The 24,503-nt window shown below is 61.6% G+C and carries 18 protein-coding genes and 1 pseudogene; 14 read left to right on the top strand and 5 right to left on the bottom strand.

The genetic code is table 11. The annotated features are described in order from the left end of the window. Nucleotides 1–259 precede the first annotated feature (259 nt). Both putA and AC193Q_RS22580 read left to right on the top strand, forming a co-directional pair. Complete coding sequence (gene putA, locus AC193Q_RS22585) at nt 260–4,213, top strand: trifunctional transcriptional regulator/proline dehydrogenase/L-glutamate gamma-semialdehyde dehydrogenase (protein WP_121183340.1); 3,954 nt, start codon at nt 260–262, stop codon at nt 4,211–4,213. A gap of 260 nt (nt 4,214–4,473) precedes the next feature. Continuing rightward, a complete protein-coding gene (locus AC193Q_RS22580) occupies nt 4,474–6,276 on the top strand; it encodes an acyl-CoA dehydrogenase (protein ID WP_121183338.1) in 1,803 nt (600 codons plus the stop codon). 142 nt (nt 6,277–6,418) lie between these two features. On the opposite strand, the gene AC193Q_RS22575 is transcribed toward AC193Q_RS22580, so the two are convergent. The 3 genes from AC193Q_RS22575 to AC193Q_RS22565 all read right to left on the bottom strand — a co-directional run bounded on the left by AC193Q_RS22575 (nt 6,419) and on the right by AC193Q_RS22565 (nt 8,985). Beyond that, on the bottom strand, nt 6,419–8,356 hold the full coding sequence (locus tag AC193Q_RS22575) for a methyl-accepting chemotaxis protein (protein WP_121183336.1): 1,938 nt from the start codon (nt 8,354–8,356) through the stop codon (nt 6,419–6,421). 99 nt (nt 8,357–8,455) lie between these two features. Beyond that, nucleotides 8,456–8,758 (bottom strand): cell division protein ZapA, encoded by a 303-nt coding sequence (locus tag AC193Q_RS22570; protein WP_007967308.1) that lies wholly within the window; start codon nt 8,756–8,758, stop codon nt 8,456–8,458. Continuing rightward, nucleotides 8,755–8,985, bottom strand: a complete 231-nt coding sequence (locus AC193Q_RS22565) for a hypothetical protein (protein WP_007967306.1) — start codon at nt 8,983–8,985, stop codon at nt 8,755–8,757. The genes AC193Q_RS22570 and AC193Q_RS22565 overlap by 4 nt, the downstream gene beginning before the upstream one ends. A 248-nt stretch (nt 8,986–9,233) precedes the next feature. On the opposite strand from AC193Q_RS22565, the pseudogene AC193Q_RS22560 reads away from it, so the two are divergent. From AC193Q_RS22560 to selO, 5 genes and pseudogenes are all read left to right on the top strand, one after another. Continuing rightward, a pseudogene (locus tag AC193Q_RS22560) lies at nt 9,234–9,986 on the top strand (MCP four helix bundle domain-containing protein); the annotation flags it as partial. A gap of 30 nt (nt 9,987–10,016) precedes the next feature. After that, nucleotides 10,017–10,889 carry a methyl-accepting chemotaxis protein gene (locus AC193Q_RS22555; RefSeq protein WP_371042268.1) on the top strand — a complete coding sequence of 291 codons (873 nt, stop codon included), beginning with the start codon at nt 10,017–10,019 and terminating at the stop codon, nt 10,887–10,889. A gap of 200 nt (nt 10,890–11,089) precedes the next feature. Then, nucleotides 11,090–12,832, top strand: a complete 1,743-nt coding sequence (locus tag AC193Q_RS22550; RefSeq protein WP_041074130.1) for a potassium/proton antiporter — start codon at nt 11,090–11,092, stop codon at nt 12,830–12,832. Between the two features lie 34 nt (nt 12,833–12,866). Further along, nucleotides 12,867–16,220, top strand: coding sequence for a mechanosensitive channel MscK (gene mscK / locus AC193Q_RS22545; RefSeq protein ID WP_108181470.1), 3,354 nt, complete (start codon nt 12,867–12,869; stop codon nt 16,218–16,220). A gap of 48 nt (nt 16,221–16,268) precedes the next feature. After that, nucleotides 16,269–17,732: a protein adenylyltransferase SelO gene (gene selO / locus AC193Q_RS22540; protein ID WP_121183334.1), complete on the top strand. Its 1,464-nt coding sequence runs from the start codon at nt 16,269–16,271 to the stop codon at nt 17,730–17,732. A gap of 6 nt (nt 17,733–17,738) precedes the next feature. On the opposite strand, the gene AC193Q_RS22535 is transcribed toward selO, so the two are convergent. Beyond that, on the bottom strand, nt 17,739–18,131 hold the full coding sequence (locus AC193Q_RS22535) for a transcriptional regulator (RefSeq protein ID WP_183082871.1): 393 nt from the start codon (nt 18,129–18,131) through the stop codon (nt 17,739–17,741). Nucleotides 18,132–18,457: 326 nt separating this feature from the next. Here AC193Q_RS22535 and trxC point away from each other — a divergent pair, with 326 nt between their 5' ends. Continuing rightward, nucleotides 18,458–18,892 carry a thioredoxin TrxC gene (gene trxC, locus AC193Q_RS22530; protein ID WP_121183332.1) on the top strand — a complete coding sequence of 145 codons (435 nt, stop codon included), beginning with the start codon at nt 18,458–18,460 and terminating at the stop codon, nt 18,890–18,892. Between the two features lie 131 nt (nt 18,893–19,023). Here trxC and AC193Q_RS22525 read toward each other — a convergent pair whose 3' ends face one another. Further along, on the bottom strand, nt 19,024–19,794 hold the full coding sequence (locus AC193Q_RS22525) for a ParA family protein (protein ID WP_041074859.1): 771 nt from the start codon (nt 19,792–19,794) through the stop codon (nt 19,024–19,026). Between the two features lie 362 nt (nt 19,795–20,156). Between AC193Q_RS22525 and AC193Q_RS22520 the strand changes: the two genes are divergently transcribed. Genes AC193Q_RS22520 through AC193Q_RS22495 form a run of 6 tightly spaced genes read left to right on the top strand, consistent with a single transcriptional unit; the run spans nt 20,157 to nt 24,399 of the window. Further along, a complete protein-coding gene (locus tag AC193Q_RS22520; RefSeq protein WP_121183330.1) occupies nt 20,157–20,876 on the top strand; it encodes a beta-ketoacyl synthase chain length factor in 720 nt (239 codons plus the stop codon). Continuing rightward, the gene (locus AC193Q_RS22515; protein ID WP_041074863.1) at nt 20,852–21,658 is read left to right on the top strand and encodes a lysophospholipid acyltransferase family protein; all 807 of its coding nucleotides are present in this window, start codon (nt 20,852–20,854) and stop codon (nt 21,656–21,658) included. The genes AC193Q_RS22520 and AC193Q_RS22515 overlap by 25 nt, the downstream gene beginning before the upstream one ends. Continuing rightward, nucleotides 21,642–21,917 carry a phosphopantetheine-binding protein gene (locus AC193Q_RS22510; RefSeq protein ID WP_121183328.1) on the top strand — a complete coding sequence of 92 codons (276 nt, stop codon included), beginning with the start codon at nt 21,642–21,644 and terminating at the stop codon, nt 21,915–21,917. Before AC193Q_RS22515 ends, AC193Q_RS22510 begins: the two co-directional genes overlap by 17 nt. 9 nt (nt 21,918–21,926) lie before the next feature. After that, entirely contained in the window at nt 21,927–22,181 is a 255-nt protein-coding gene (locus tag AC193Q_RS22505) for an acyl carrier protein (protein ID WP_041074867.1), read from the top strand. Continuing rightward, complete coding sequence (locus tag AC193Q_RS22500) at nt 22,178–22,723, top strand: COG4648 family protein (protein WP_047290915.1); 546 nt, start codon at nt 22,178–22,180, stop codon at nt 22,721–22,723. The genes AC193Q_RS22505 and AC193Q_RS22500 overlap by 4 nt, the downstream gene beginning before the upstream one ends. Then, nucleotides 22,720–24,399 (top strand): acyl-CoA synthetase family protein, encoded by a 1,680-nt coding sequence (locus tag AC193Q_RS22495; RefSeq protein ID WP_121183326.1) that lies wholly within the window; start codon nt 22,720–22,722, stop codon nt 24,397–24,399. Before AC193Q_RS22500 ends, AC193Q_RS22495 begins: the two co-directional genes overlap by 4 nt. Nucleotides 24,400–24,503: the final 104 nt, after the last annotated feature.

The following is a 24,503-nucleotide window of genomic DNA, read 5'->3' as shown; positions in this document are numbered from 1 at the left end:
TTTCTGGCGATTAAGTTGCACCTAGTCGGATATACCGATAAATACGCCGTTTTTGCTCCTTTTTAGCGCAGTCACGGCGCTCCGCTAGAAGTAAAAGCACCAAGCAGGAGCGGCACTTCAGTACCAGAAAATAATTCCTGACGAAGCGTTAATTTTTCCGACAAAAAAAGGGTTGCACCCGGTTGCACCTCTTTCGGCGCACGGCTAATCTTGCCGCCAGCTGATGCCACGCAACTGTGGCAACCATGAGGATAAAAATATGGCTACCACCACCCTTGGGGTCAAACTCGATGACCCGACCCGCGAGCGCCTGAAGGCTGCCGCGACCTCGATTGATCGCACACCGCACTGGCTGATCAAGCAGGCAATTTTCAATTACCTGGAAAAACTCGAGGGTGGTGCAACCCTGACCGAGCTGAACGGCTTGACCGCCAAGGACAGCGACGACGCTGGTGAAGTCCACACCGATCACGCGCACCAGTGCTTCCTCGAATTCGCTGAAAGCATCCTGCCGCAATCGGTACTGCGCGCTTCGATCACGGCCGCCTACCGTCGCCCTGAGCCGGAAGTGGTGCCGATGCTGATCGAGCAGGCGCGCCTGCCGGCTCCGATGGCCGAAGCCACCAACAAACTCGCCGCGACCATCGCGGAAAAACTGCGTAACCAGAAAAGTGCCGGTGGTCGTGCAGGCATTGTTCAGGGCCTGCTGCAGGAATTTTCCCTGTCGTCCCAGGAAGGCGTGGCGCTGATGTGCCTGGCCGAAGCGCTGCTGCGCATCCCGGACAAAGGCACTCGCGATGCACTGATCCGCGACAAGATCAGCACCGGCAACTGGCAGCCGCACCTGGGCAACAGCCCGTCGCTGTTCGTCAACGCCGCAACCTGGGGACTGCTGCTGACCGGCAAACTGGTGTCGACCCACAATGAAGCTGGCCTGACCTCGTCGCTGAGCCGGATCATCGGCAAGAGCGGCGAGCCGATGATCCGCAAGGGCGTCGACATGGCCATGCGTCTGATGGGTGAGCAGTTCGTCACCGGCGAAACCATCGCCGAAGCACTGGCCAACGCGAGCAAGTTCGAAGCCAAGGGCTTCCGTTATTCCTACGACATGCTCGGTGAGGCGGCCCTCACCGAACACGATGCGCAGAAGTACCTGGCGTCGTACGAACAAGCCATCCACTCGATCGGCAAAGCCTCCCACGGCCGTGGGATTTATGAAGGCCCGGGCATTTCCATCAAGCTCTCGGCCCTGCACCCGCGCTACAGCCGTGCGCAGTACGAGCGCGTGATGGACGAGCTGTACCCGCGCCTGCTGTCGCTGACCCTGTTGGCCAAGCAATACGACATCGGCCTGAACATCGACGCCGAGGAAGCCGACCGCCTGGAGCTGTCGCTGGATCTGCTCGAACGCCTGTGCTTCGAGCCGCAGCTGACTGGCTGGAATGGCATCGGTTTCGTGATTCAGGCGTACCAGAAGCGTTGCCCGTATGTGATCGACTACGTGATCGATCTGGCCCGCCGCAGCCGTCATCGCCTGATGATCCGCTTGGTGAAAGGTGCGTACTGGGACAGCGAGATCAAGCGCGCGCAGGTCGAAGGCCTGGAAGGCTATCCGGTCTACACCCGCAAGGTGTACACCGACGTTTCCTACATCGCCTGCGCACGCAAACTGCTGTCGGTGCCGGAAGTCATCTACCCGCAGTTCGCCACGCACAACGCCCACACCCTGTCGGCGATTTACCACATTGCCGGTCAGAACTATTACCCCGGCCAGTACGAATTCCAGTGCCTGCACGGCATGGGCGAACCGCTCTACGAGCAGGTTGTCGGCAAAGTGTCCGAAGGCAAGCTGAACCGTCCGTGCCGCGTGTACGCACCGGTCGGCACCCATGAAACCCTGCTGGCGTACCTCGTGCGTCGCCTGCTGGAAAACGGCGCCAACACCTCGTTCGTCAACCGCATCGCCGACCAGTCGATTTCGATTCAGGAACTGGTGGCCGATCCCGTGGCGCAGATCGAGCAGATGGCGACCGTGGAAGGTGGTTTCGGCCTGCCGCACCCGCGCATTCCGCTGCCGCGTGACCTGTACGGTGCCGAGCGCGCCAACTCCGCCGGCATCGACATGGCCAACGAACATCGTCTGGCCTCGCTGTCCTGCGCCCTGCTCGCCACCGCGCACAACCACTGGAAAGCCGCGCCGATGCTCGGTTGCGCTTCCAGCAACGAAGCCCCCGCGCCAGTACTGAACCCGGCGGATCACCGTGATGTGGTCGGTCACGTGCAGGAAGCTACTGTCGAAGACGTCGACAACGCGATCCAGTGCGCGCTGAATGCTGCGCCAATCTGGCAGGCCACCCCGCCAGCCGAGCGCGCGGCGATTCTGGAACGTGCCGCTGATCTGATGGAAGGCGAGATCCAGCCACTGATGGGCCTGCTGGCCCGTGAAGCCGGCAAGACCTTCGCCAACGCCATCGCCGAAGTGCGTGAAGCGGTCGATTTCCTGCGTTACTACGCGGTGCAGGCGCGCAACGATTTCAGCAATGACGCCCACCGCCCACTGGGCCCGGTGGTGTGCATCAGCCCGTGGAACTTCCCGCTGGCCATCTTCAGCGGTCAGGTCGCTGCCGCACTGGCCGCCGGCAACCCGGTACTGGCCAAACCGGCTGAACAGACGCCACTGGTTGCCGCGCAAGCCGTGCGTTTGCTGCTCGAAGCCGGGATTCCCGAAGGCGTGCTGCAACTGCTGCCGGGTCGCGGTGAAACCGTCGGTGCCGGTCTGGTCGGTGATGAGCGCGTCAAAGGCGTGATGTTCACCGGTTCCACCGAAGTCGCGCGCCTGCTGCAGCGCAACATCGCCGGTCGTCTCGACAGCCAGGGCCGTCCGATTCCGCTGATCGCCGAAACCGGCGGGCAGAACGCGATGATCGTCGATTCTTCGGCACTGACCGAACAAGTGGTGATCGACGTGGTGTCCTCGGCCTTCGACAGCGCCGGTCAGCGTTGCTCGGCCCTGCGCGTGCTGTGCCTGCAGGAAGATTCCGCCGACCGCGTCATCGAAATGCTCAAAGGCGCGATGGCTGAAAGCCGTCTCGGCAACCCTGAGCGCCTGTCCGTGGACATTGGCCCGGTGATTGACGCCGAAGCCAAGGCCGGTATCGACAAGCACATCCAGGCCATGCGCGATAAAGGTCGCAGCGTGTATCAGGTGGCTATCGCCGACAGTGAAGAAGTCAAACGCGGCACCTTCGTCATGCCGACCCTGATCGAACTGGAAAGCTTCGACGAGTTGCAACGCGAGATCTTCGGCCCGGTGCTGCACGTAGTGCGCTACAAGCGCAAGGACATCGACCAGTTGATCGGCCAGATCAATGCCTCCGGTTATGGCCTGACCCTCGGCGTACACACCCGCATCGACGAGACCATCGCCAAGGTGATCGACAACGTCAACGCCGGTAACGTCTACGTCAACCGCAACATCGTCGGTGCCGTGGTCGGCGTGCAGCCGTTTGGCGGCGAAGGCCTGTCGGGTACTGGCCCGAAAGCCGGTGGTCCGCTGTACCTGTACCGCTTGCTGTCGACGCGTCCTACGGACGCCATCGAACAGTCCTTCGCTCGCGGTGATGCACTCGTCGCCCCGGACGTGCGTCTGCGTGAAGCCATGAGCAAACCGCTGAACGCTTTCAAGGCCTGGGCCGAGAGCAACCAATACGCCGAACTGAGCACCCTGTGCGTGCAATACGCCGCGCAGTCGCAAAGCGGTATCACCCGCGTGCTGGCCGGCCCGACCGGCGAGAAAAACAGCTACGCGATCCTGCCGCGTGAACACGTGCTGTGCCTGGCGGACGTCGAAGGCGATCTGCTGACCCAACTGGCGGCGGTCTTGGCGGTCGGTGGCTCGGCGGTATGGCCGGAATCCGACATCAGCAAGGCCTTGTTCGCACGCCTGCCGAAGGACGTTCAGGCGCGGATCAAACGGGTTGCCGACTGGCACAAGGATGAAGTGGTGTTTGATGCGGTTCTGCATCACGGTCATTCCGACCAGTTGCGTGGCGTGTGCCAGCAGATTGCCAAGCGTGCCGGTGCGATCGTTGGCGTTCAGGGCCTGTCCCAGGGCGAGACCAACATCGCGCTGGAGCGCCTGGTGATCGAGCGCGCACTGAGCGTCAACACGGCGGCGGCGGGGGGTAATGCGAGCCTGATGACTATCGGTTAAAAACCGTTAAGCCGGGTACTGCACAGGTGCCCGGTTCAGCAGAAAAAACTGTGGGAGCTGGCTTGCCAGCGATAGCGATGTGTCAGCCACCATTAATGGTGATTGCTCCGCCGCCATCGCTGGCAAGCCAGCTCCCACAGTTGTTTTGGGGTGTTTGCAAAGTTGTTGCGGGGCTCCAACATCACGCCCATCAATCATCCTGTTCAGCCTTTATCAGCACGCCTAGACTCGGCCCAACCCCAATTTACAGGTAGGCCGCCATGTCCGAGACGCTGCTCAGTTCCCGCAATCTGGCTTTCGAGCTGTACGAAGTCCTCGATGCCGAGGGCCTGACCCGGCGTGAGCGCTTTGCCGAGCACAACCGTGAAACGTTCGATGCGGCCATCGGCACGGCGCGCAACATCGCCGAGAAATACTTCGCACCGCACAACCGCAAGGGCGACGAGAACGAGCCGCGCTACGAAAATGGTCAGGCGGTTCTGATCCCGGAAGTGAAACCGGCGGTGGACGCATTTCTCGAGGCGGGTTTCCTCAACGCCGCGCGCAGCTTCGAAGCCGGCGGCATGCAACTGCCGACGCTGCTGTCGCAAGCGTGCTTTGCGCACTTTCAAGCGGCGAACGCGGCGACCACTTCCTACCCGTTCCTGACCATGGGCGCGGCCAACCTGATCGAAAGCTTCGGCAGCGACGAGCAGAAACAGCGCTTCCTGCAACCGATGATCGACGGCCGTTTCTTCGGCACCATGGCCCTGACCGAACCGCACGCCGGTTCGTCGCTGTCGGATATTCGTACCCGCGCCGAGCCGGCGTCTGACGGCACCTATCGCCTGAAGGGCAACAAGATCTTCATTTCCGGCGGCGATCACCCGCTGTCGGAAAACATCGTGCACATGGTCCTGGCCAAGCTGCCGGATGCGCCGCCGGGGGTCAAAGGCATTTCGCTGTTCATCGTGCCGAAGTTTCTGGTCAATGCTGACGGCAGCCTCGGTGCGCGCAACGATGTGCTGCTGGCCGGGCTGTTCCACAAGATGGGCTGGCGCGGCACCACCTCGACGGCACTGAACTTCGGCGACAACGGTGAGTGCGTAGGCTATCTGGTAGGCAAGCCGCACCATGGCCTGAGCTACATGTTCCAGATGATGAACGAGGCGCGGATCGGCGTCGGCATGGGCGCAGTGATGCTCGGTTACGCCGGCTACCTGTATTCGCTGGAATACGCCCGCGAACGCCCGCAAGGCCGAGTGCCGGACAGCAAGGATCCAACCACCGCGCCAGTGGCGATCATTCAGCACGCCGATGTCAGACGCATGCTGTTGACCCAAAAGTCCTACGTCGAAGGGGCGTTTGATCTTGGCCTGTACGCGGCGCGACTGTTCGATGACACCACAACGCTGGAGACCGAAGCCGAGCGCAAACAGGCCCATGAGTTGCTGGATCTGCTGACGCCGATCGTCAAATCCTGGCCGTCGGAGTTCTGCCTGAAGGCCAACGAATTGGCGATCCAGATTCTCGGCGGCCACGGTTACACCCGCGAATACCCGGTTGAGCAGTATTACCGCGACAACCGCCTGAACCCGATCCACGAAGGCACCCACGGCATTCAGTCGCTGGACTTGCTCGGACGCAAACTGGCGCAGAACGGCGGCGCCGGATTGAAGCAACTGATCCGCCTGATCGCCAACACCGCCGAGCGCGCGACCGCGTATGAATCGTTAACGGCATTGCGTGAGCCGCTGGAGCAACTGGTGGCGCGCCTGCAAACAGTCACCATCGGTTTGCTCACCGATCTGGCGCAGGGCAAGGTCAACAGCAGCCTGGCGAATTCGGCGCTGTACTTGAAGGTATTCGGGCACACGGTGATTGGCTGGCGCTGGCTGGAACAGGCGATCCGCGCCGAGGAAGGTCTGGCCAAAGGCAATGCGGCAGATGCTGACTTCTATCAGGGCAAGCTGCAGGCGGCGCGCTTTTTCCTGACGTGGGAAGTGCCGGGCTGTCACCATGAGCTGGCGTTGCTGGAGGCGCGGGATGATACGTGTCTGGCGATGCAGGATGCGTGGTTTTGATCCGGATTTTTTGTCGCTGCTGATGCCGTCTTCGCGGGCAAGCCCGCTCCCACAGGGTCATGTGGCGTTCACATATTAAGTGACCTGTCACAAGACCTGTGGGAGCGGGCTTGCCCGCGAAGAGGCCCGAACTGACAACACATCAGCTCAACTTGAACCCACCCATCTGCCTTGCCAGATCATCCGCCAACCGCTGCAACATCTGACAATCCTCACGACACGCCCGCACCTCTCCCGCCGTGGCCCGGGCCAGATCGGAAATCCCCTGCACGTTGCGATTGATCTCTTCAGTCACCGCCGACTGCTCTTCCGTCGCGGTCGCCACTTGATGGTTCATGTCGCTGATGCGCTCGACCTGCCCGGTAATCGCGGTCAGGGAGGCGCCGGTACGCTGGCTCGACTCAACCCCGGTGCCGGTCGCCGCCTGCCCGGTACGCATCGATGACACCGCATTTTCCGCGCCTTGCTTGAGGCTGCCGATCATCTGCTGGATCTCGTCGGTAGACGCCTGAGTCCTGCGCGCCAAGGTGCGCACTTCATCGGCCACCACGGCAAACCCACGGCCCATGTCCCCGGCCCGCGCGGCTTCGATGGCAGCGTTGAGCGCCAGCAGGTTGGTTTGCTCGGACACCCCGCGAATCACCGCCAGCACCGAATCGATCGACGCCACCTGATGCGCCAGTTCACCCACCGCGCCCGCCGCCACGCCAATCTCATCGGACATGCTTTCGATATGACGAATCGAACCGCCAACCACCTCCCGTGCCTGCAGCGCTTCATCCCGGGCGGTTTGTGAGGCGAGTGCGGCGTTGCCGGCGTTCTGCGCGATTTCCTGCACGGTCAGGCCCATCTCGTGCACCGCCGTGGCAACCATGTCGGTCATTTCCTGCTGGCGCCCGGAACGTTCGGCGGTGTTTTCCACCACCTTCGCCACTTGGCCGACCGCCGTGCGCAAGCGTTCGCTGGTGGTCAGGACTTCGCCGATCAGCCCGCGCTGACTGTCGAGGAAACGGTTGAAGCCCCGAGCCAGATCGCCCAGCTCATCGGCGCGGCTGGAATCTAACCGATGGGTCAAATCTCCACCGCCGCTACCGATCGCTACCAGCGCGGCTGTTACCTGACGAATCGGTCGCACCAGCCCTTGAGCCAGCCATACCACCAGCGCCAGGCACACCAGCGCCACCGCCAGACCGATACCGCCGCTCATCCACATCGCCTTGCGGGCTTCGGCGTAGATCTGCGCTTGCGGCACTTCGGCCACCAGCGTCCAGCCCAGATCGCGCAGCGGCAGGCTGAAGGCGAGGAAGTCTTCGCCATCGCGCTGGAACGAGCTGTTGGTGGCGACTTTTTGACCCATGACCGCTTGCGCCGCCGACGCACCGATTTGCTCCGTGAGGGTGCGCTTGCCGCTGAACTGCGCCTCGGGATGGACCTGGATCAAACCGTCGGAACGCACGAGATAGACCTTGCCGCGCTCGCCAAAGTTGAAGTTGTGGATCAGCTCCGACAGCTCTTTCATGCTCAAGCCCAGCCCGGCGACACCGACCACTTTGCCGGCCTGCTCGACCTTCAAGTCGATGAACAGCGCCAATTCTCCGGTGGCGCCATCGTTGTCGATGTTCAGGGTGCGCGGCTGGTTGCTGTCGAGGAAGGAATAGAACCAGGCATCAGCCGGTTTGGTCCGGCTGAGGGTGCGGTCCAGACCTTTTTCGGTGATGTAGTGATTGGAGTCGCTGCCGATGATCAACGCAGTGAAGGCTTTATGTTCGGCGCGGATGCCTTCCAGATACTGCGCGAAGGCTGCTGTTTTGCTGCTGTCTTCACCCGAGGCCAGCCAGTCGCGCACCATGCTGTTGCTGGCGATGTCTTTGGCGGCGGTCAGCGGCTGGACGAGGATGCGTTCGATGTCGTTGCGCGTCGCTTCGATGCTCGACGGCAGCGCTTGTTCGACCAGATAGCTCTGGGCGAGGCGGTTGACCACCAGGGTATAAATGCCAACCACGATCAGGATGCTGACCAACAGGGCGGTGCCCATGCTGAGAATCAGCTGCCATTGAATACTGCGTCGCCACAACTGCATGGAGCACCCCCAAAGAATAAGTGGCCGAAACAATGCAACAGCCGTGCCGATTGTATACAACCCGATCGACAATCTATTCTTTGGTTGTGCGCAACCCCATCAGCCCTGATTGATGGTCTTGGCGATGGTGTCGACCGTGGCGCTGACTTGCTCTTGGTAACGGTCGAGTTCCTGCTGGTGCTGCTTCTTCATTTCGATCTGCTGCGAGCACAGGTTCATCGCTGCCAGCACCAGCAAACGGTCACCGATCAGCGTCGGGTATTTGCGTTTGGTGTCGGCCAGAGCGGCCTTGAGCATCAGTGCGGCGTCCAGCAGGGTCTGTTCTTCCCCGGCCGGTGCCTTGATCGAATAGTCCTCCCCGAGAATGGAGATGACTTTTACCCCTGCGGTGCCGTGGTTCATGCGCTGACAGGACCTGCGTTGACGCGATCAACCAAAGCCTGGATGCGCGCTGCCGTGGCGCCGTGCTTCTCTTCCTGTTCCATCAGGCTCAGTTGCAGGCTTTCGTTTTCATCCTTGGCCTGGGCCAGTTCCGTGGACAGGGTCTGGTTGGTTTGCGCGAGGGTCTGGTTCTGTTGCACCAGGTCGCTGACGAGCTGTTCCAATTGGCTGAGGGATGCTTCCAACATTTTGATCTTCCAGGCGTTTTTCAAAGGGCGCGTACGATAAAGAAAAGTCACTGCGGATGCCAGGGTTATACCGGCGCAAGGCCTTGATTTTCCTGGCGGCCGACCGTTCTCGCGAGTTTAAAAGACTGTGATCTGCCGATCTGGTTCCTGCACTTCGTCGCTCAGCCCCCTATGCGACAAATACGCACAGCGCCTCAAGACTTTAGTCGTATGACCGATAAGTCATCCATACAGCAGTCTCAGCCCGCATGGATGCGGCCCTTTCTGGTATCCGCGCCATGTCCCTTCGCAATATGAATATCGCCCCCCGGGCGTTCACCGGCTTCGCCCTGATCGGCGGCCTGATGCTGATTCTCGGCGTGTTCGCCCTGAATCAGATGAGCAAAATCCGCGGCGCTGCCGAGGACATCACCAACAGCAGCGTGCCGAGCATCAAGAACCTCGACGAGTTCACGCAGCTGACCTTGCGCCTGCGGGTGCTGTCGTATCGCTTGCTGGTCAATCGCGAGCCGGACGTGCAGCAGAAGACCATGGAACTGCTGGACACCCGCAACCAGCAGATCCGCGCCGCCCAATCGGCCTATGAGCCGTTAATCAGCGGCCCGCAGGAACGCGCAGCCTACGATCAATATGTGCAGCTGCTGGGCCAGTACCGGCAGATCGAAGACCGGATGAAGAGCCTGTCGCGCAACAATCAGGTGGACGAGTTGCGCAACCTGCTCAACACCGAGTTGCTGAACAACTCCGAAGCGATGAACACCGTGCTCAACCGCCTGATGCAGATCAACGGCGAGCAGATCAGCCAGACCAATCAAGAGGCGGTCGACCAGTATTCCTCGGCGTTCAATCTGGTGGTCACCCTGCTGGTCGTGGCCACCGGCCTGACCTTCCTGTTCGCCTGGCTGCTGACCATCAGCATCACCAAGCCGATTTCCAAAGCGCTGGACGCGGCGGAAACCATCGCCGAAGGCAACCTGACCCAGCCGATCCACGTCGACGGCACCGACGAAGCCGGGCGTCTGCTGGCGGCCATGGCCAAGATGCAATCGAAGCTGCGCGACACCTTGCAGCGCATCTCCGGCTCGGCCACTCAGCTGGCTTCCGCTGCCGAAGAGCTGAACAGCGTCACCGACGAAAGCGCCCGTGGCCTGACCCAGCAGAACAACGAAATCGAGCAGGCCGCCACCGCGGTCAACGAGATGACCAGCGCCGTGGAAGAAGTCGCGCGCAATGCGGTAAGCACTTCGGAAGCCTCGAAGAACGCCACCACTTCGGCGGGCGACGGCCGCGACCTAGTGCAGGAAACCGTCAGCGCCATCGAACGCATGAGCGCCGATGTACAGAGCACTGCGAGCCTGATCGGCGATCTGGCGAATGAATCCCGTGACATCGGCAAGGTGCTGGACGTGATTCGTGGTCTGGCGGATCAGACCAACCTGCTGGCCCTGAACGCGGCGATCGAAGCGGCGCGTGCCGGTGAAGCCGGGCGTGGTTTTGCCGTGGTGGCGGACGAAGTGCGTGCGCTGGCGCATCGCACCCAGCAGTCGACCAGCGAAATCGAACGCATGATCGGCAGCATCCAGAGCGGCACCGAACACGCCGTGGACTCGATGCGCAACAGCACCGAGCGCGCCGAATCGACGCTGAACATTGCGCGGGGTGCCGGGATGTCGCTGGACACCATCAATACCGCGATCGTCGAGATCAACGAGCGCAATCTGGTGATCGCCAGCGCTGCTGAAGAGCAGGCGCAAGTGGCCCGCGAAGTGGATCGCAACCTGGTGAACATCCGCGACCTGTCGGTGCAATCGGCGACCGGCGCGAATCAGACCAGTGCGGCGAGTAACGAGCTCTCGCGCCTGGCGCTGGACCTGAACAACATGGTCGGGCGGTTCAGCCTGTAACTTTTAAAAGCAAAAAGATCGCAGCCTGCGGCAGCTCCTACATGGGATTGATTTACACCCTGTAGGAGCTGCCGCAGGCTGCGATCTTTTGATCTTGAAAAAAGCTTTTTGACAGCATCACATTTCAACAGGTTAGAATCGCTGGCACGCAGACTGCATGGTCAGTTTGTGCCCGTCTTTACGCTTCTGGAGTACTGCCTTTGAATGCGACGACCATCAACAGCCTGTTCTTGATCGGCGCGTTGCTGGTAGGTGCGAGCATTCTTGTCAGCTCACTGTCCTCCCGTCTCGGCATTCCCATTCTGGTGATCATCCTCGCGGTCGGCATGACCGCCGGGGTCGATGGCGGCGGGATCATTTTCGATAACTACCCGACGGCCTATCTGGTCGGCAACCTCGCACTGGCGGTAATCCTCCTCGACGGCGGCTTGCGCACCCGGGTTTCGAGTTTCCGCGTGGCCTTGTGGCCGGCGCTGTCGCTGGCGACGGTCGGGGTGTTGATTACCACCGGACTGACCGGCATGGCCGCCGCGTGGCTGTTCGACCTGAACCTGATTCAGGGCCTGCTGATCGGCGCCATCGTCGGCTCCACGGACGCCGCTGCGGTGTTCTCGCTGCTCGGCGGCAAAGGCCTCAACGAACGGGTGACCGCCAGCCTGGAAATCGAATCCGGCAGCAACGACCCGATGGCGGTGTTCCTCACCGTGACCCTGATCGACATGCTCGCCAGCGGCCAGACCGGCCTGCACTGGAGCCTGCTGACGCACCTGATCCGCGAGTTCGGCATCGGCGGCGTGATCGGTCTGGGCGGCGGCTGGCTGATGCTGCAACTGGTCAACCGGATCAACCTCGCCACCGGCCTGTACCCGATTCTGGTGATCGCCGGCGGTCTGGTGGTGTTCGCCCTGACCAACGCCCTGCACGGCAGCGGCTTCCTCGCGGTGTACCTGTGCGGTCTGGTGATCGGCAACCGCCCGGTGCGCAGCCGTCACGGCATCCTGCATATGCTCGACGGCATGGCCTGGCTGGCGCAGATCGGCATGTTCCTCGTGCTGGGGCTGCTGGTCACTCCGCATGACTTGCTGCCGATCGCCCTGCCCGCCCTCGGTCTGGCGCTGTGGATGATTCTGTTCGCCCGGCCGCTGTCGGTGATCGTCGGCCTGCTGCCGTTCAAGGCGTTCCATGGTCGCGAGAAAGCGTTTATTTCCTGGGTCGGTCTGCGCGGCGCGGTGCCGATCATTCTCGCAGTGTTCCCGTTGATGGCCGGGCTGCCGAATGCGCAGCTGTACTTCAACCTCGCGTTTTTCATCGTGCTGGTGTCGCTGCTGGTGCAGGGCACAAGCCTGCCGTGGGTCGCCAGACTGCTCAAGGTGACAGTGCCGCCGGAGCCGGCGCCGATCTCGCGTTCGGCGCTGGAAGTGCACATCACCAGCGAGTGGGAACTGTTCGTTTACAAGCTCGGCGCCGAGAAATGGTGCATTGGTTCACCGCTGCGCGAACTGAAAATGCCCGAAGGCACACGTATCGCCGCGCTGTTTCGTGGCCAGCAACTGCTCCATCCGTCGGGTAGTACCGTGCTGGAAGTCGATGATTTGCTGTGTGTTATCGGCCATGAACACAACCTTCCAGCCCTCGGCAAACTGTTCAGCCAGGCACCGCAACGCGGTCTGGATCTGCGTTTCTTCGGTGACTTCGTCCTCGAAGGAGACGCCCAGCTTAAAGCGGTTGCAGCGCTGTACGGGTTGCCGGCCGAGGGCATTGATCCGGACATGACCCTGGGCGCGTTCATTGCCCAGAAGGTTGGCGGTGCGCCGATCGTTGGCGACCAGGTGGAGTGGAACAACACCCACTGGACGGTCGCGGTCATGGACGGGAACAAGATCGGCAAAGTGGGCGTCAGATTCCCCGAAGGAAGTCGCCCGGGTCCCGGTCTCTTCCTCTAAACTGCGTCCACTCTCACTTGCTTGACCGGTCTCTATGCCTACCCTGCGCTCTTTCTTTTTCGCGGCCCTGCTGGGCCTGAGTCTTTCCGTCGGCCCGCTGTATGCCGCTGAACCGCCGTCCAGCGAAGCCGTGCAGGCCAGCCTGGACAAACTGGCCGACAGCAAACTGCCGGATGCCGACAAAAAGACCCTGCAAACGGTCCTGCAAACCACGCTCAACCAGCTCAACAGCCGGCGTGATTACGAGCAGAAGCTGATCGACCTCAAGCAGCAACTGGCCTCCGCCCCGCGGCAGACCATCGAGAACACCCGCGAACTCACGCGCCTCAAGGCCACGGCAGTGGTACCGGTGGCGCAGCGTTTCAGCAAAGAGTCGATCCAGCAGCTGGAGCAGATCCTCACCGATCGCTCGACCCAGCAAAGTGACCTGCAAAAAGCCCTGGCCGATGCCAACAGCCTGATCATCACCGCCCAGACTCGCCCAGAGCGTGCGCAGGCAGAAATCTCTGCCAGCCAGACGCGCATCCAGCAGATCAACAACATCCTCAAGTCCGGCAAGGACAGCGGCAAGACCGTCAGTGCCGAACAACGCGATCAATTGAACGCCGAGCTCGCCGCGTTGAACGCGCTGATCCCGCTGCGCCGCCAGGAACTGGCCGGCAACAGCCAGTTGCAGGATCTGGGCAACAGTCAGCACGACCTGCTCACGGAGAAGTCCGACCGACTCGATCGCGAGATCCAGGAACTGCAGACGCTGATCAACCAGAAGCGTCTGGCACAGTCGCAGGAAACCGTCACCCAGCAATCGATCGAGGCTCAGAAGGCCGGCGGCAGCAGCCTGCTCGCCACTGAAAGCGCCGCCAACCTCAAGCTTTCCGATTACCTGCTCAAAAGCACCGACCGCCTCAACGAAGTCACCCAACAGAACCTGCAGACCAAACAGCAACTCGACAGCCTGACCCAGAGCGACTCGGCCCTCGACGAGCAGATCAACGTGCTCAAGGGCAGCCTGCTGCTGTCGAAGATTCTCTATAAGCAGAAGCAGGCGTTGCCGCGGCTCAAGGTCGACCGCGATCTGGCGGACCAGATCGCCGACATTCGCCTGTATCAGTTCGAAGTCAGTCAGCAGCGCGAACTGCTGAGCAACCCGGCGACCTACGTCGACAACCTGCTTTCCACCCAGCCGCCGGAGCAAGTCACCCCGCAACTGCGCAAGAGCCTGATGGAACTGGCCAACACCCGCGCCGACCTGCTGGAACGTCTGAACCGCGAGTTGAGCGCGGTGCTCAACGAATCGATCACCCTGCAACTCAACCAGAAACAACTGCTGAGCACCGCGCAGAGCCTGCGTGCGACCCTCGACGAGCAAATGTTCTGGATCCCCAGCAACAAACCACTGGACACGGAATGGCTACGCGGTGTGCCGGAGCGGCTCAAGCGGCAGATCGACACCCTGCCGCTGGCCTCGAGCCTGAGTGAGCTGACCGACGGTCTGACCCAGCGTCCGCTGCTGTTTCTGCCGCTGGCCCTGCTGATCGGCGCTCTGCTGTGGCGGCGCAAGGCGCTGTATGCGCGGCTGAACAAGGTTCACCAGGACATCGGCCACTTCAAGCGTGACAGCCAATGGCATACCCCGCAGGCGATCCTGATCAACATTCTGCTGGCGATGCCGGTGGCCCTTGGCCTGGCGCTGTGCGGGCTGGCCCTGCAGATCGACGCCCGCGGGCAGAACGCCAACATGGGCGCGGCGCTGCTGCAAATGGGTCAGGCGTGGCTGGTGTTCTACACCGCTTACCGGATTCTCTCGCCAGGCGGTGTGGCTGAGCTGCATTTCCGCTGGGACAAGCCGCAGGTCGAGTTCCTGCAGGGCTGGATCCGTCGCCTCGGGCTGGTGGTGATGGCGCTGGTGACCGTGGTGGCGGTGGCGGAGCTGCAACCGGCGGCGCTGGCCGACGACGTCATCGGCATGCCGGTGGTGCTGACCTGCTACGCGCTGATGGCGTGGCTGCTCAGCCGCCTGCTGATCAGCAGCCCGGCCCACGAAAACACCTCCTTGTTCCGCAAGGCCGTGGGCGTGATGTTCACTCTGTTGCCAATCGCGCTGTTCGTCGCGGTGTGCTTCGGCTACTACTACACTGCGCTGAAACTCAGCGACCGGTTGATCAACACCCTGTACCTGCTGATGTTCTGGCTGGTGATCGAAGCCACGTTCGTGCGCGGTCTGGCGGTCGCTGCACGCCGCCTGGCCTATCAGCGCGCCCTGGCCAAACGTCAGGCGGCCAAAGAGGCCGGCGACGGCGAAGCGGTGATCGAAGAGCCGACCCTGGACATCGAGAAGGTCAACGAACAGTCCCTGCGCCTGATCCGTCTGGCGCTGCTCGGTGGCTTCATCGCCGCGTTGTACTGGGTCTGGGCCGATCTGATCTCGGTGTTCTCGTACCTCGACAACATCACCCTCTACGAATACACCAGCGGCACCGGCGCCAACATGAGCATGGTGCCGATCAGCATCGGCGACATGCTCGGCGCGCTGATCATCATCGGCATCACCTTCGCCCTGGCGCGCAACTTGCCGGGTCTGCTCGAAGTGTTCGTGCTGTCGAAACTCAATCTGGCGCAGGGCAGCGCTTATGCGACCACGACGCTGCTGTCCTACGTGATCGCCGGCGTCGGTTTCGTTTCCACGCTGTCGACCCTCGGCGTCAGTTGGGACAAGTTGCAGTGGCTGGTGGCGGCGCTGTCGGTCGGTCTCGGTTTCGGTATGCAGGAGATCTTCGCCAACTTCATCTCCGGCATCATGATCCTGTTCGAACGCCCGGTGCGGATCGGTGACACCATCACCATCGGCAACCTGTCGGGCACGGTCAGCAAGATCCGCATCCGCGCCACCACCATCACCGATTTCGACCGCAAGGACATCATTGTCCCGAACAAGACGTTCATTACCGGGCAATTGATCAACTGGTCGCTGACCGACACCATCACCCGCGTCACGCTGAAACTCGGCGTGGATTACGGCTCCGATCTGGATCTGGTCAAGGAACTGCTGCTCAAGGCTGCCCGGGAAAACCCGCGCGTCCTCAAGGAACCCGAGCCGCACGTGTACTTCCTCAATTTCGGCGAAAGCACCCTCGATCACGAACTGCGTATGCACGTACGTGACCTCGGTGACCGCAACCCGGTGATCGATGAAGTGAACCGCTTCATCAACCGCGAATTCAAGAAGCAGCACATCAACATCTCGTTCCGCCAGATGGAGGTGTACCTGAAAAACCTTCATGGCCAGGAATACAAGCTGGTACCCATCGAAGACGAGAACAAAACCATCGTCCCGATCGGCGCGGAGCAAAAGCCGCTGCAAGAGCCGCCGCCCGCCAAACTCGACTAACCGGACTGATCCCAGCAGAATGCTCGGACATTCTGCTGGAGCCGGCCCTTGAAAGCCCTCGACGAACTGACCTTCGACAATCGCTTCGCCCGCCTCGGCGACGCGTTCTCCGCCCATGTGCTGCCCGAGCCGATCGGCAACCCGCGTCTGGTCGTCGCCAGCCCGGCGGCGCTTGCTTTGCTCGATCTTGATCCGGCAACCGCTGACACTCAGGAATTCGCCGAACTGTTCGGCGGCCACACGTTGTGGGCCGATGCCGAGCCGCGGGCGATGGTCTATTCCGGGCACCAGTTTGGCGGCTACACACCGCAACTGGGTGACGGTCGCGGGCTGTTGCTCGGCGAGGTGTATAACCAGGCCGGCGAACATTGGGATCTGCATCTGAAGGGCGCCGGGCAGACGCCGTTTTCGCGCATGGGCGATGGTCGGTCGGTGCTGCGTTCATCGATCCGTGAATTTCTCGCTTCCGAAGCGCTGCACGCGCTGAACATCCCGACTTCACGCGCGGCCTGCGTGATCGGCTCCGACACTCCGGTGTGGCGCGAAAAGCAGGAACGCGCGGCGATGGTGCTGCGTCTGGCGCCAAGCCATATCCGTTTCGGCCACTTCGAATATTTCTATTACACCAAGCGTCCCGAGCAGCAGAAGCAGCTCGGCGAGCATGTATTGGCGATGCACTACCCCGAATGCCTGGAGCAGCCGGAGCCGTATCTGGCGATGTTCCGCGAAATTGTCGAGCGCAATGCCGAACTGATTGCCAAATGGCAGGCGTACGGCTTCTGCCACGGGGTGATGAACACCGACAACATGTCGATCCTCGGCATCACCTTCGACTTCGGCCCGTTCGCCTTTCTTGACGATTTCGATGCCCACTTCATCTGCAACCATTCCGATGATCAGGGTCGCTATTCGTTCAGCAATCAAGTGCCGATCGGCCAGTGGAACCTCAGCGCCCTGGCCCAGGCGCTGACGCCGTTCATCAGCGTCGAAGCCCTGCGCGAAACCCTCGGCCTGTACCTGCCGCTGTTCCAGGCGCACTACCTCGACCTGATGCGCCGCCGCCTCGGCTTCACCAGCGCCGAAGATGACGACCAGAAATTGCTCGAAGACCTGCTGCAGCTGATGCAGAACAGCGGCGTCGACTACAGCTTGTTCTTCCGCCGCCTCGGCGAAGATTCAGCAGAACAGGCTGTCGCCCAATTGCGCGATGACTTCGTCGACATCAAAGGCTTCGACGCGTGGGGCGAGCGCTACGTGGCACGGGTTGCCCGTGATGGCGACAGCAGTCAGGAACAACGCCGCACGCGCATGCACGCGGTCAATCCGCTGTACATCCTGCGCAACTATCTGGCGCAAAAGGCCATCGATGCTGCCGAACAAGGCGACTACTCCGAGGTGCGCCGGCTGCATGCGGTGCTGAGCAAACCGTTCGACGAACAGCCGGGAATGGAAGGCTATGCCGAGCGGCCGCCGGAGTGGGGCAAGCATCTGGAGATCAGTTGTTCGTCTTGAGGCAGACTAGATGAATACGTCTACAGGCACCTTGAAGTAGTCGGCCAGCCAGCGAACTTGCCGCAAGTTCAACTTGCACTTGCCGTTCAGAATTTCCGAAACAACGGATTGAGTACCCACACCCGGCAGGTCGCTCTGAGTCAGTCCATGTTCGCGCATCAGGTAGCCAAGGACCTCTTCGCCGCTCGCCTCGGCCATCGGATGGTGTGTGCGATCCCACTCCCCAATCCAGTCACTGATGATGTCCACCAGACTCGCGAGTGGATGCGAGCCATCATCACCGGTTATCTCAAGGATCTCGTCAACGGCCTGAACCAAGGCGTCGTAATCCTCTTCATTTTCTGGCCGACGCAGCGGACGAGGAAAGAAATCCGGACTTTGGTCAGCACCGGAATCCAGCCAAACATAATCGAAACCAACAAAGTCCCCGGCTAGCGAGTAAATCGCTCGGGCATTTAAGTCTTTAACAAACTCAGATCCTTCTAAAAGCTGTGAGAGCGAAAGACGTTTACCCGTTGTGAAGGCCATAGGGATGGAGTCCAAGAGTTATTCCGTTCAGGTCGGCACAAGATACCAATTGGATCAAATACGGATAATCAGACTCGGTCCCGACGCACGTAGGTCCTTTCCTTAAATGAAGATGGTAATGACCTACAGCCAATTCCTTGATAATCGCGACTTTGCCTCCAGATCAGTCTTATAGACTTCTTGCCTGAGAGCCCATCATGTCTGAACCACTCCTCATCCCCTGCCCCGCCTGCAACGGCCTCAACCGCATCCCCGCCGAACGCCTCGCCGACCAGCCAAAATGCGGGCGCTGCAAGTCCGAGGTGCTGCGGAGCAAGCCGTTCGAACTCAAGCAAGGTGACTACGCCAGCCAGATCAAGGGTGATCTGCCGTTGTTGGTGGATGTGTGGGCGGACTGGTGCGGGCCGTGCAAGTCGTTTGCGCCGGTATTCGAGCAGGCGGCGGCGCAGTTGGCGGGCAAGTGCCGGTTGGCCAAGCTCGACAGCGAAGCCAATCAGCAGTTGTCGGCGCAGTTGGGGATTCGTTCGATTCCGAGTTTGATTCTGTTCAAGAACGGCCGGGAGGTGGCGCGCCAGAGCGGGGCGTTTCCGTTGCCGCAGTTGCTGGCATGGCTGCGTAGCCAGGGCATCTGACCCTCCACAGGCCCCCATGTGGGAGCGAGCCTGCTCGCGAAGGCGCCCGTTCAGTCAACCGAGATGTTGAACGTGCGGGCCGCTTCGCGAGCAGGCTCGCTCCCACAGGAGGGTGGGGCGCCATCCGCAAATCAGTGATCTTCGAGCAGGTTGTGCAGTTCAACGAACTGCTGCGTCAGTTTGTGCCGTGGGTCGAGGTGGATCAGCGGGGTGCTGGCCTGGTGCGACTCGCGCATGCGCACCGAGCTGTTCAGATACACCGGCAGCACCGGCAAGCCCTCGGCAATCAACTCATCGAGAATCTGCTGCGGCAGGCTGGCCCGGGCCTGGAACTGGTTGACCACGATGCCTTCGACTTCCAGGCCGTCGTTGTGGTCCTCCTTCAACTCTTCGATTTCCGCCAGCAGCCCGTAAAGCGCCTGACGCGAGAAGCTGTCGCAATCGAACGGAATCAATACCCGATCGGCGGCGATCAGCGCCGACACCGCATAGAAGTTCAGCGCTGGCGGCGTATCGAGATAAATCCGGTCGTATTCGCCGTCCAGTTCATCGAGCAATTTGCGCAGCTTGTTGATTTTGTGCTTGGCCTCAAGCTTGGGCTGCAGATCGGCCAGTTCAGCGGTGGCGGTGATGATGTGCAGGTTGTCGAACGGGGTTTCGTAGATGTCGGCCTGGTTTTTCTTCGAAAACGGCCCCGATGACAGGGTCTGTTTGAAGAAGTCGGCAATGCCCATGGGAATGTCATCGCCAGTGAGCCCGGTCAGATACTGAGTGGAGTTGGCCTGGGCATCGAGGTCGACCAACAGCGTGCGATAGCCCTCGCTGGCACTCACTGCCGCCAGATTGCAGGCAATGCTGGATTTGCCCACACCACCTTTCTGATTGAACACCACGCGCCGCATGACAAAACCTCCGTGTATCAAAGAATGACCGAGTGTAGTTGCCTGTGCGTGCGCTTCGCTACCTTCAACGACGCGGACTACAGAGTCAGGTGCAAAAATCAGCGGGCACAGAGGGCAAAAACCTGCCGTGTGCGCTGACAGGCCCGACAGACAAATCCGGCACGGTCCGAATAATGGCCAAGTGACAGTTTTTCTGCGGACCACTCGGTACATTTTGCTGCGCAAAACGTAACCAACATTTGCTACACACTCGTCGCACCGGGATAATGCGCGCCACCCGGCGCCATGCGCCACGTCAAGTCAGCCGCGGCCTTGGCGACTCAAAGCGTCATAAAAAGCCCGCAGGGGCGGGATGAACATCCGTGATCAACTTCAACATCGCCCAATGGCGCGCGTGGGCCCCGGGGCTCGACAGCGTGGACGCGTGGCAGGCCTGGAGCCGACAACCGGTCGTACTCCCGGACAGCGATGCCGCGCCCGATGTGTCGTTTCTGCCCGCCATGCAGCGCCGGCGCCTCAGCCGTCTGGCGCGGATGGCGTTCAGTGTCGGCTGGCCACTGGCCGACGGACGGGAAAACCTGCCGTTGGTGTTTGTTTCACGACACGGCGAAACCCCGCGCACCTTCGAGATTCTCAGTGACCTGGCCAAGGACGAGCCGTTGTCGCCGACGCAGTTCAGCCTGTCGGTGCACAACGCGATCATCGGTCTGTGGTCGATCATGCGCGGCGAAACCAGCGAAATGACGGCCCTTGCGGCAGCGGGCGATGGCCTGGAACATGGCATTCTCGAAGCGGCCGCCCTGCTCGATGAAGGCGCTCCGGCGGTGCTGCTGATTATCACTGAAGAACAGCCGCCTCAGGCCTATTCGCAATGGATCGACGACGTACCGTTCCCTTATGCGCTGGGTCTGTTGCTCACCCCCGGTACCGACTGGCGGCTGACCCTGAACAGCGGCCAGGAAGCAGTGTCCAAAGCGCACTGGCCACACGCACTGAACCTGTTGCGAACCCTGCTCGGTCAGCAAACCCATTGCCAACATGCCTGGAAAAATCGTGTATGGACCTGGCAACGCAACCCGTGACCGAGAAAAACCGCGACGCCTACTACTGGCGCCTCCTGGCCACTGCCGCAAGTTTCGCGCTGTTCGGGCTGGGCGGGTTGTGCTTGCGCCTGCTGGTATTTCCGCTGCTCGGTTGCCTGCCCGGCGATGCGTTGAAACATCGTCAGCGCGCACGGCAGACCGTCAGTCGGCTGTTCTGGTTTTTCGTCCGTTTCATGGCCCGCACCGGCGTGCTGACCTATGACATTCAAGGGGCGGAACGTCTCGGTCGCCCGGGGCAAATGATCATCGCCAACCACCCGTCGCTGATCGACGTGGTGTTCCTGATCGGCCTCGTGCGCCAGGCCAATTGCGTGGTGAAGAAAAGCCTGTGGGAAAACCCGTTCACCCGTGGCCCGCTGCGCCGCACCGAATACATCAGCAATGACGGCAGCATGGACATGCTCGACGCCGCCGCCGAGTCCCTGCAAAACGGCCAGACCCTGATCATTTTCCCCGAAGGCACGCGCACTCAGCCCGGTCAGGCGCCCGCCTTTCATCGGGGGGCGGCGGCGATTGCCCTGCGCGGTGCGAAAATCCTTACGCCAGTGGTCATCAAGGTCAATCCGACCACCTTGACCAAGGCCGAACCCTGGTATCGGATCCCCCACCGCCGCGTGCACTTCAGTTTCCGTGTCGGGGCCGATATAGACCCACAGACTTTCGCCACGCAAGGCCCGGCACCGCAGGCCTCGCGCAAGCTCAACGATTATTTGCACTCTTACTTCATTAAGGAGCTCGCCGAAGATGAGCGATCTGAATAACCCTGGCCTGGTGCGCGACATCAAACGGCTGATCATCGATGCCCTGGGCCTCGAAGACATCAGCATCGACGATATCGGTGACGAACAGACGCTGTTCGGCGAAGGCCTGGGTCTGGATTCTGTCGACGCGCTGGAACTGGGCCTGGCGATCCAGAAAAAATACGGCATCAAGATCGACGCCGACGCCAAAGACACCCGTAACCACTTCACCAACGTGGCGAGCCTTGCGGCATTCGTCACGGCAAAACAGGCAGCTTGAGACCGGACCATGCAAACTCGTGACGACATTTTCAACACCCTGCGCGATGCCTTGGTCGAGCTGTTCGAACTGGATCCGGGGCGCATCAGCCTGGAGTCCAACCTGTATCAGGATCTGGAGATCGACAGCATCGACGCGGTCGATCTGATCGATCACATCAAACGCCAGACCGGCAAGAAAATCGCCGCCGAAGAATTCAAGTCGGTGCGCACCGTCGGTGACGTGGTCGAGGCGGTCTACCGTCTGGTTCAACCGGCCGCATGAGCCGATTGATCGGCCTCGGCCTGCTGCTGGCGGGGCTGCTGTACCCCTTTGCGGTGTATTTCGGTATGGAGCACTTCGCCCCGTGGCAGTTCGGGCTGCTGCTCGGTAGCCTGTGGCTGGCGCGCGCCCTGACTGGCGAGCGCAAGCCGGGCAGTCTGTGGATGGCCTGCGTGGCGCTCGTGTTCTGCCTGCTGCTGGCGCTGTTTGACAGTCCGCTGTTGCTGCGCTGGTACCCGGTGCTGATCAGCGGCTTCATGCTGGTGCTGTTCAGCCTGAGCCTGAAATGGGGCCCGCCGATGGTCGAGCGCCTGGCGCGGATCCGCGAGCCGCAACTGCCGCCCGAGGCGATCCGCTACACCCGTCAGGTCACCGTGGCCTGGAGCGTGTTTTTCTTCTGCAACGGTTTGTGCGCCGCGCTCCTGACCCTGTGGGCGCCGCTGCATTGGTGGATGTTGTACACCGGCCTGATCTCCTACGGATTGATCGGCCTGATGTTTGCCATTGAATGGCTGATACGACAACGGGTAAGAGGCCGTAAATGAACTGGATAAAACTTGAGCAACTGTTGCTCAAGGCCCTGCCGGGGCGAGCGATCACCGACACCCCGGCCCTCGACCATGCGCAACTGCGCGAGCAGGCGCTAAGCATTGCCGCCGGCCTGCAAGCACGCGGCGTGCAGCGCGTGGCGGTGCATCTGGAAGATGCCGCCGACCTCGCCATCGCCCTGCTCGGGGCCTGGCGCGCCGGCGTCAGCGTCCTGTTGCCCGCGGACCTGCAAGCGCAGACCCGCCAGCGCTGGTCGAGTGAAGTCGATCTGTGGCTGAGCGATCACTCCGATGATTCACACCTGAGCGATCTGTTGCAGCCTGCCCTGCCCGACGTCGAACTGGATCTCGACCAGTGCCGCCTGAGCCTGTGCACCTCCGGCTCCAGCGGTGAGCCCAAGCGCATCGACAAGACCCTGCGCCAACTGGCCAACGAGGTCGAAGCCCTGGAACAGTTGTGGGGGTCGGATCTGGGTGAAGCCTGGATCATCGGCAGTGTCGCCACTCAGCACATCTACGGCTTGTTGTTCCGCGTGCTGTGGCCGCTGTGCGCCGGACGGCCGTTCGTGCGCAGGCAACTGGCGTTCCCGGAAGATCTGCAACGCGCCAGCCGCGAACATCCGGCCTTCGCCTGGGTCGGCAGCCCGGCGCTGCTCAAGCGCATGGGCGACAACCTCGACTGGCCGGCGCTGAGTGCCGTGCGCCGGGTGTTTTCCTCCGGCGGCGCATTACCCGCAGACGCGGCGCAAAGCCTGCAGCAACGCTTGCAACAGTGGCCGACCGAAATCCTCGGCAGCTCGGAAACCGGCGGCATCGCCTGGCGCCAAGGCGCCAGCCTGTGGCAGCCCTTCGCCGGGGTTGAACTGAGCCAGGACAGCGACGGCGCCCTGCTGATCGCTTCCCCCTATTTGCCGGCGGGACATGTCGAACACACCGCCGACGCTGCGTGCATCGCTGCCGACGGGCGTTTCGAGTTGCTCGGGCGGCTGGACCGTATCGTCAAACTCGAAGAGAAGCGCATTTCCCTGCCGATGCTGGAACAGGCACTGGGCGCCCACGACTGGGTCGCCGAAGCACGGCTGGGCGTGGTTCAGGAAAACCGCGCAGTACTCGGCGCCTTGCTGGCGCTCAGCGACGCCGGCCTGTTTGCCTTGCGCGAACACGGCCGCCGCAGCCTGACCGAAGCCCTGCGCAAACACCTGAGCCAGCATTGCGAAGCGCTGGCCTTGCCCCGGCGCTGGCGTCTGGTGCGGCAACTGCCGCTGAACAGCCAGGGCAAACTGCCCCAGGCCGACATCGAAGCACGGTTGCTGGCGCCACGGCCGAAAGCGCCAGAAGTGCTGGAGCAAGTCGAAACCGACGGCGAGTGGAGCCTGCAATTGAGTGTTCCACCGGATCTGGCCTACTTCAGCGGCCACTTCCCCAAAGCCCCGGTGTTGCCCGGCGTGGTGCAGGTCGAATGGGCACTGAACCTCGGCCGACAACTGCTGAACCTGCCCGGAAAATTTGCCGGCATGGAAGTGCTGAAATTCCAGCAACTGGTGCGCCCGGGCGATGAAGTCCAACTGCACCTGCGCTTCGATCCCGAGCGCGGCAAGCTGTATTTCGCCTACCGCAATGACACCGCGACCTGCTCCAGCGGACGCATCCTGCTAGGAGCCGCCGATGCATAACCTGTGGCCAGGGAGCTTGCTCCCGCTGGGCTGCGCAGCGGCCCCAAACCCGGTTCACGCAAAACTGCGAGCGAGTGCTGCGCACTCGAGCGGGAGCAAGCTCC

This window comes from Pseudomonas sp. F2 (assembly GCF_057174385.1).
Note: the sequence above shows the minus strand (reverse complement) of the source record. Positions and strands in the feature narration are given on the sequence as shown.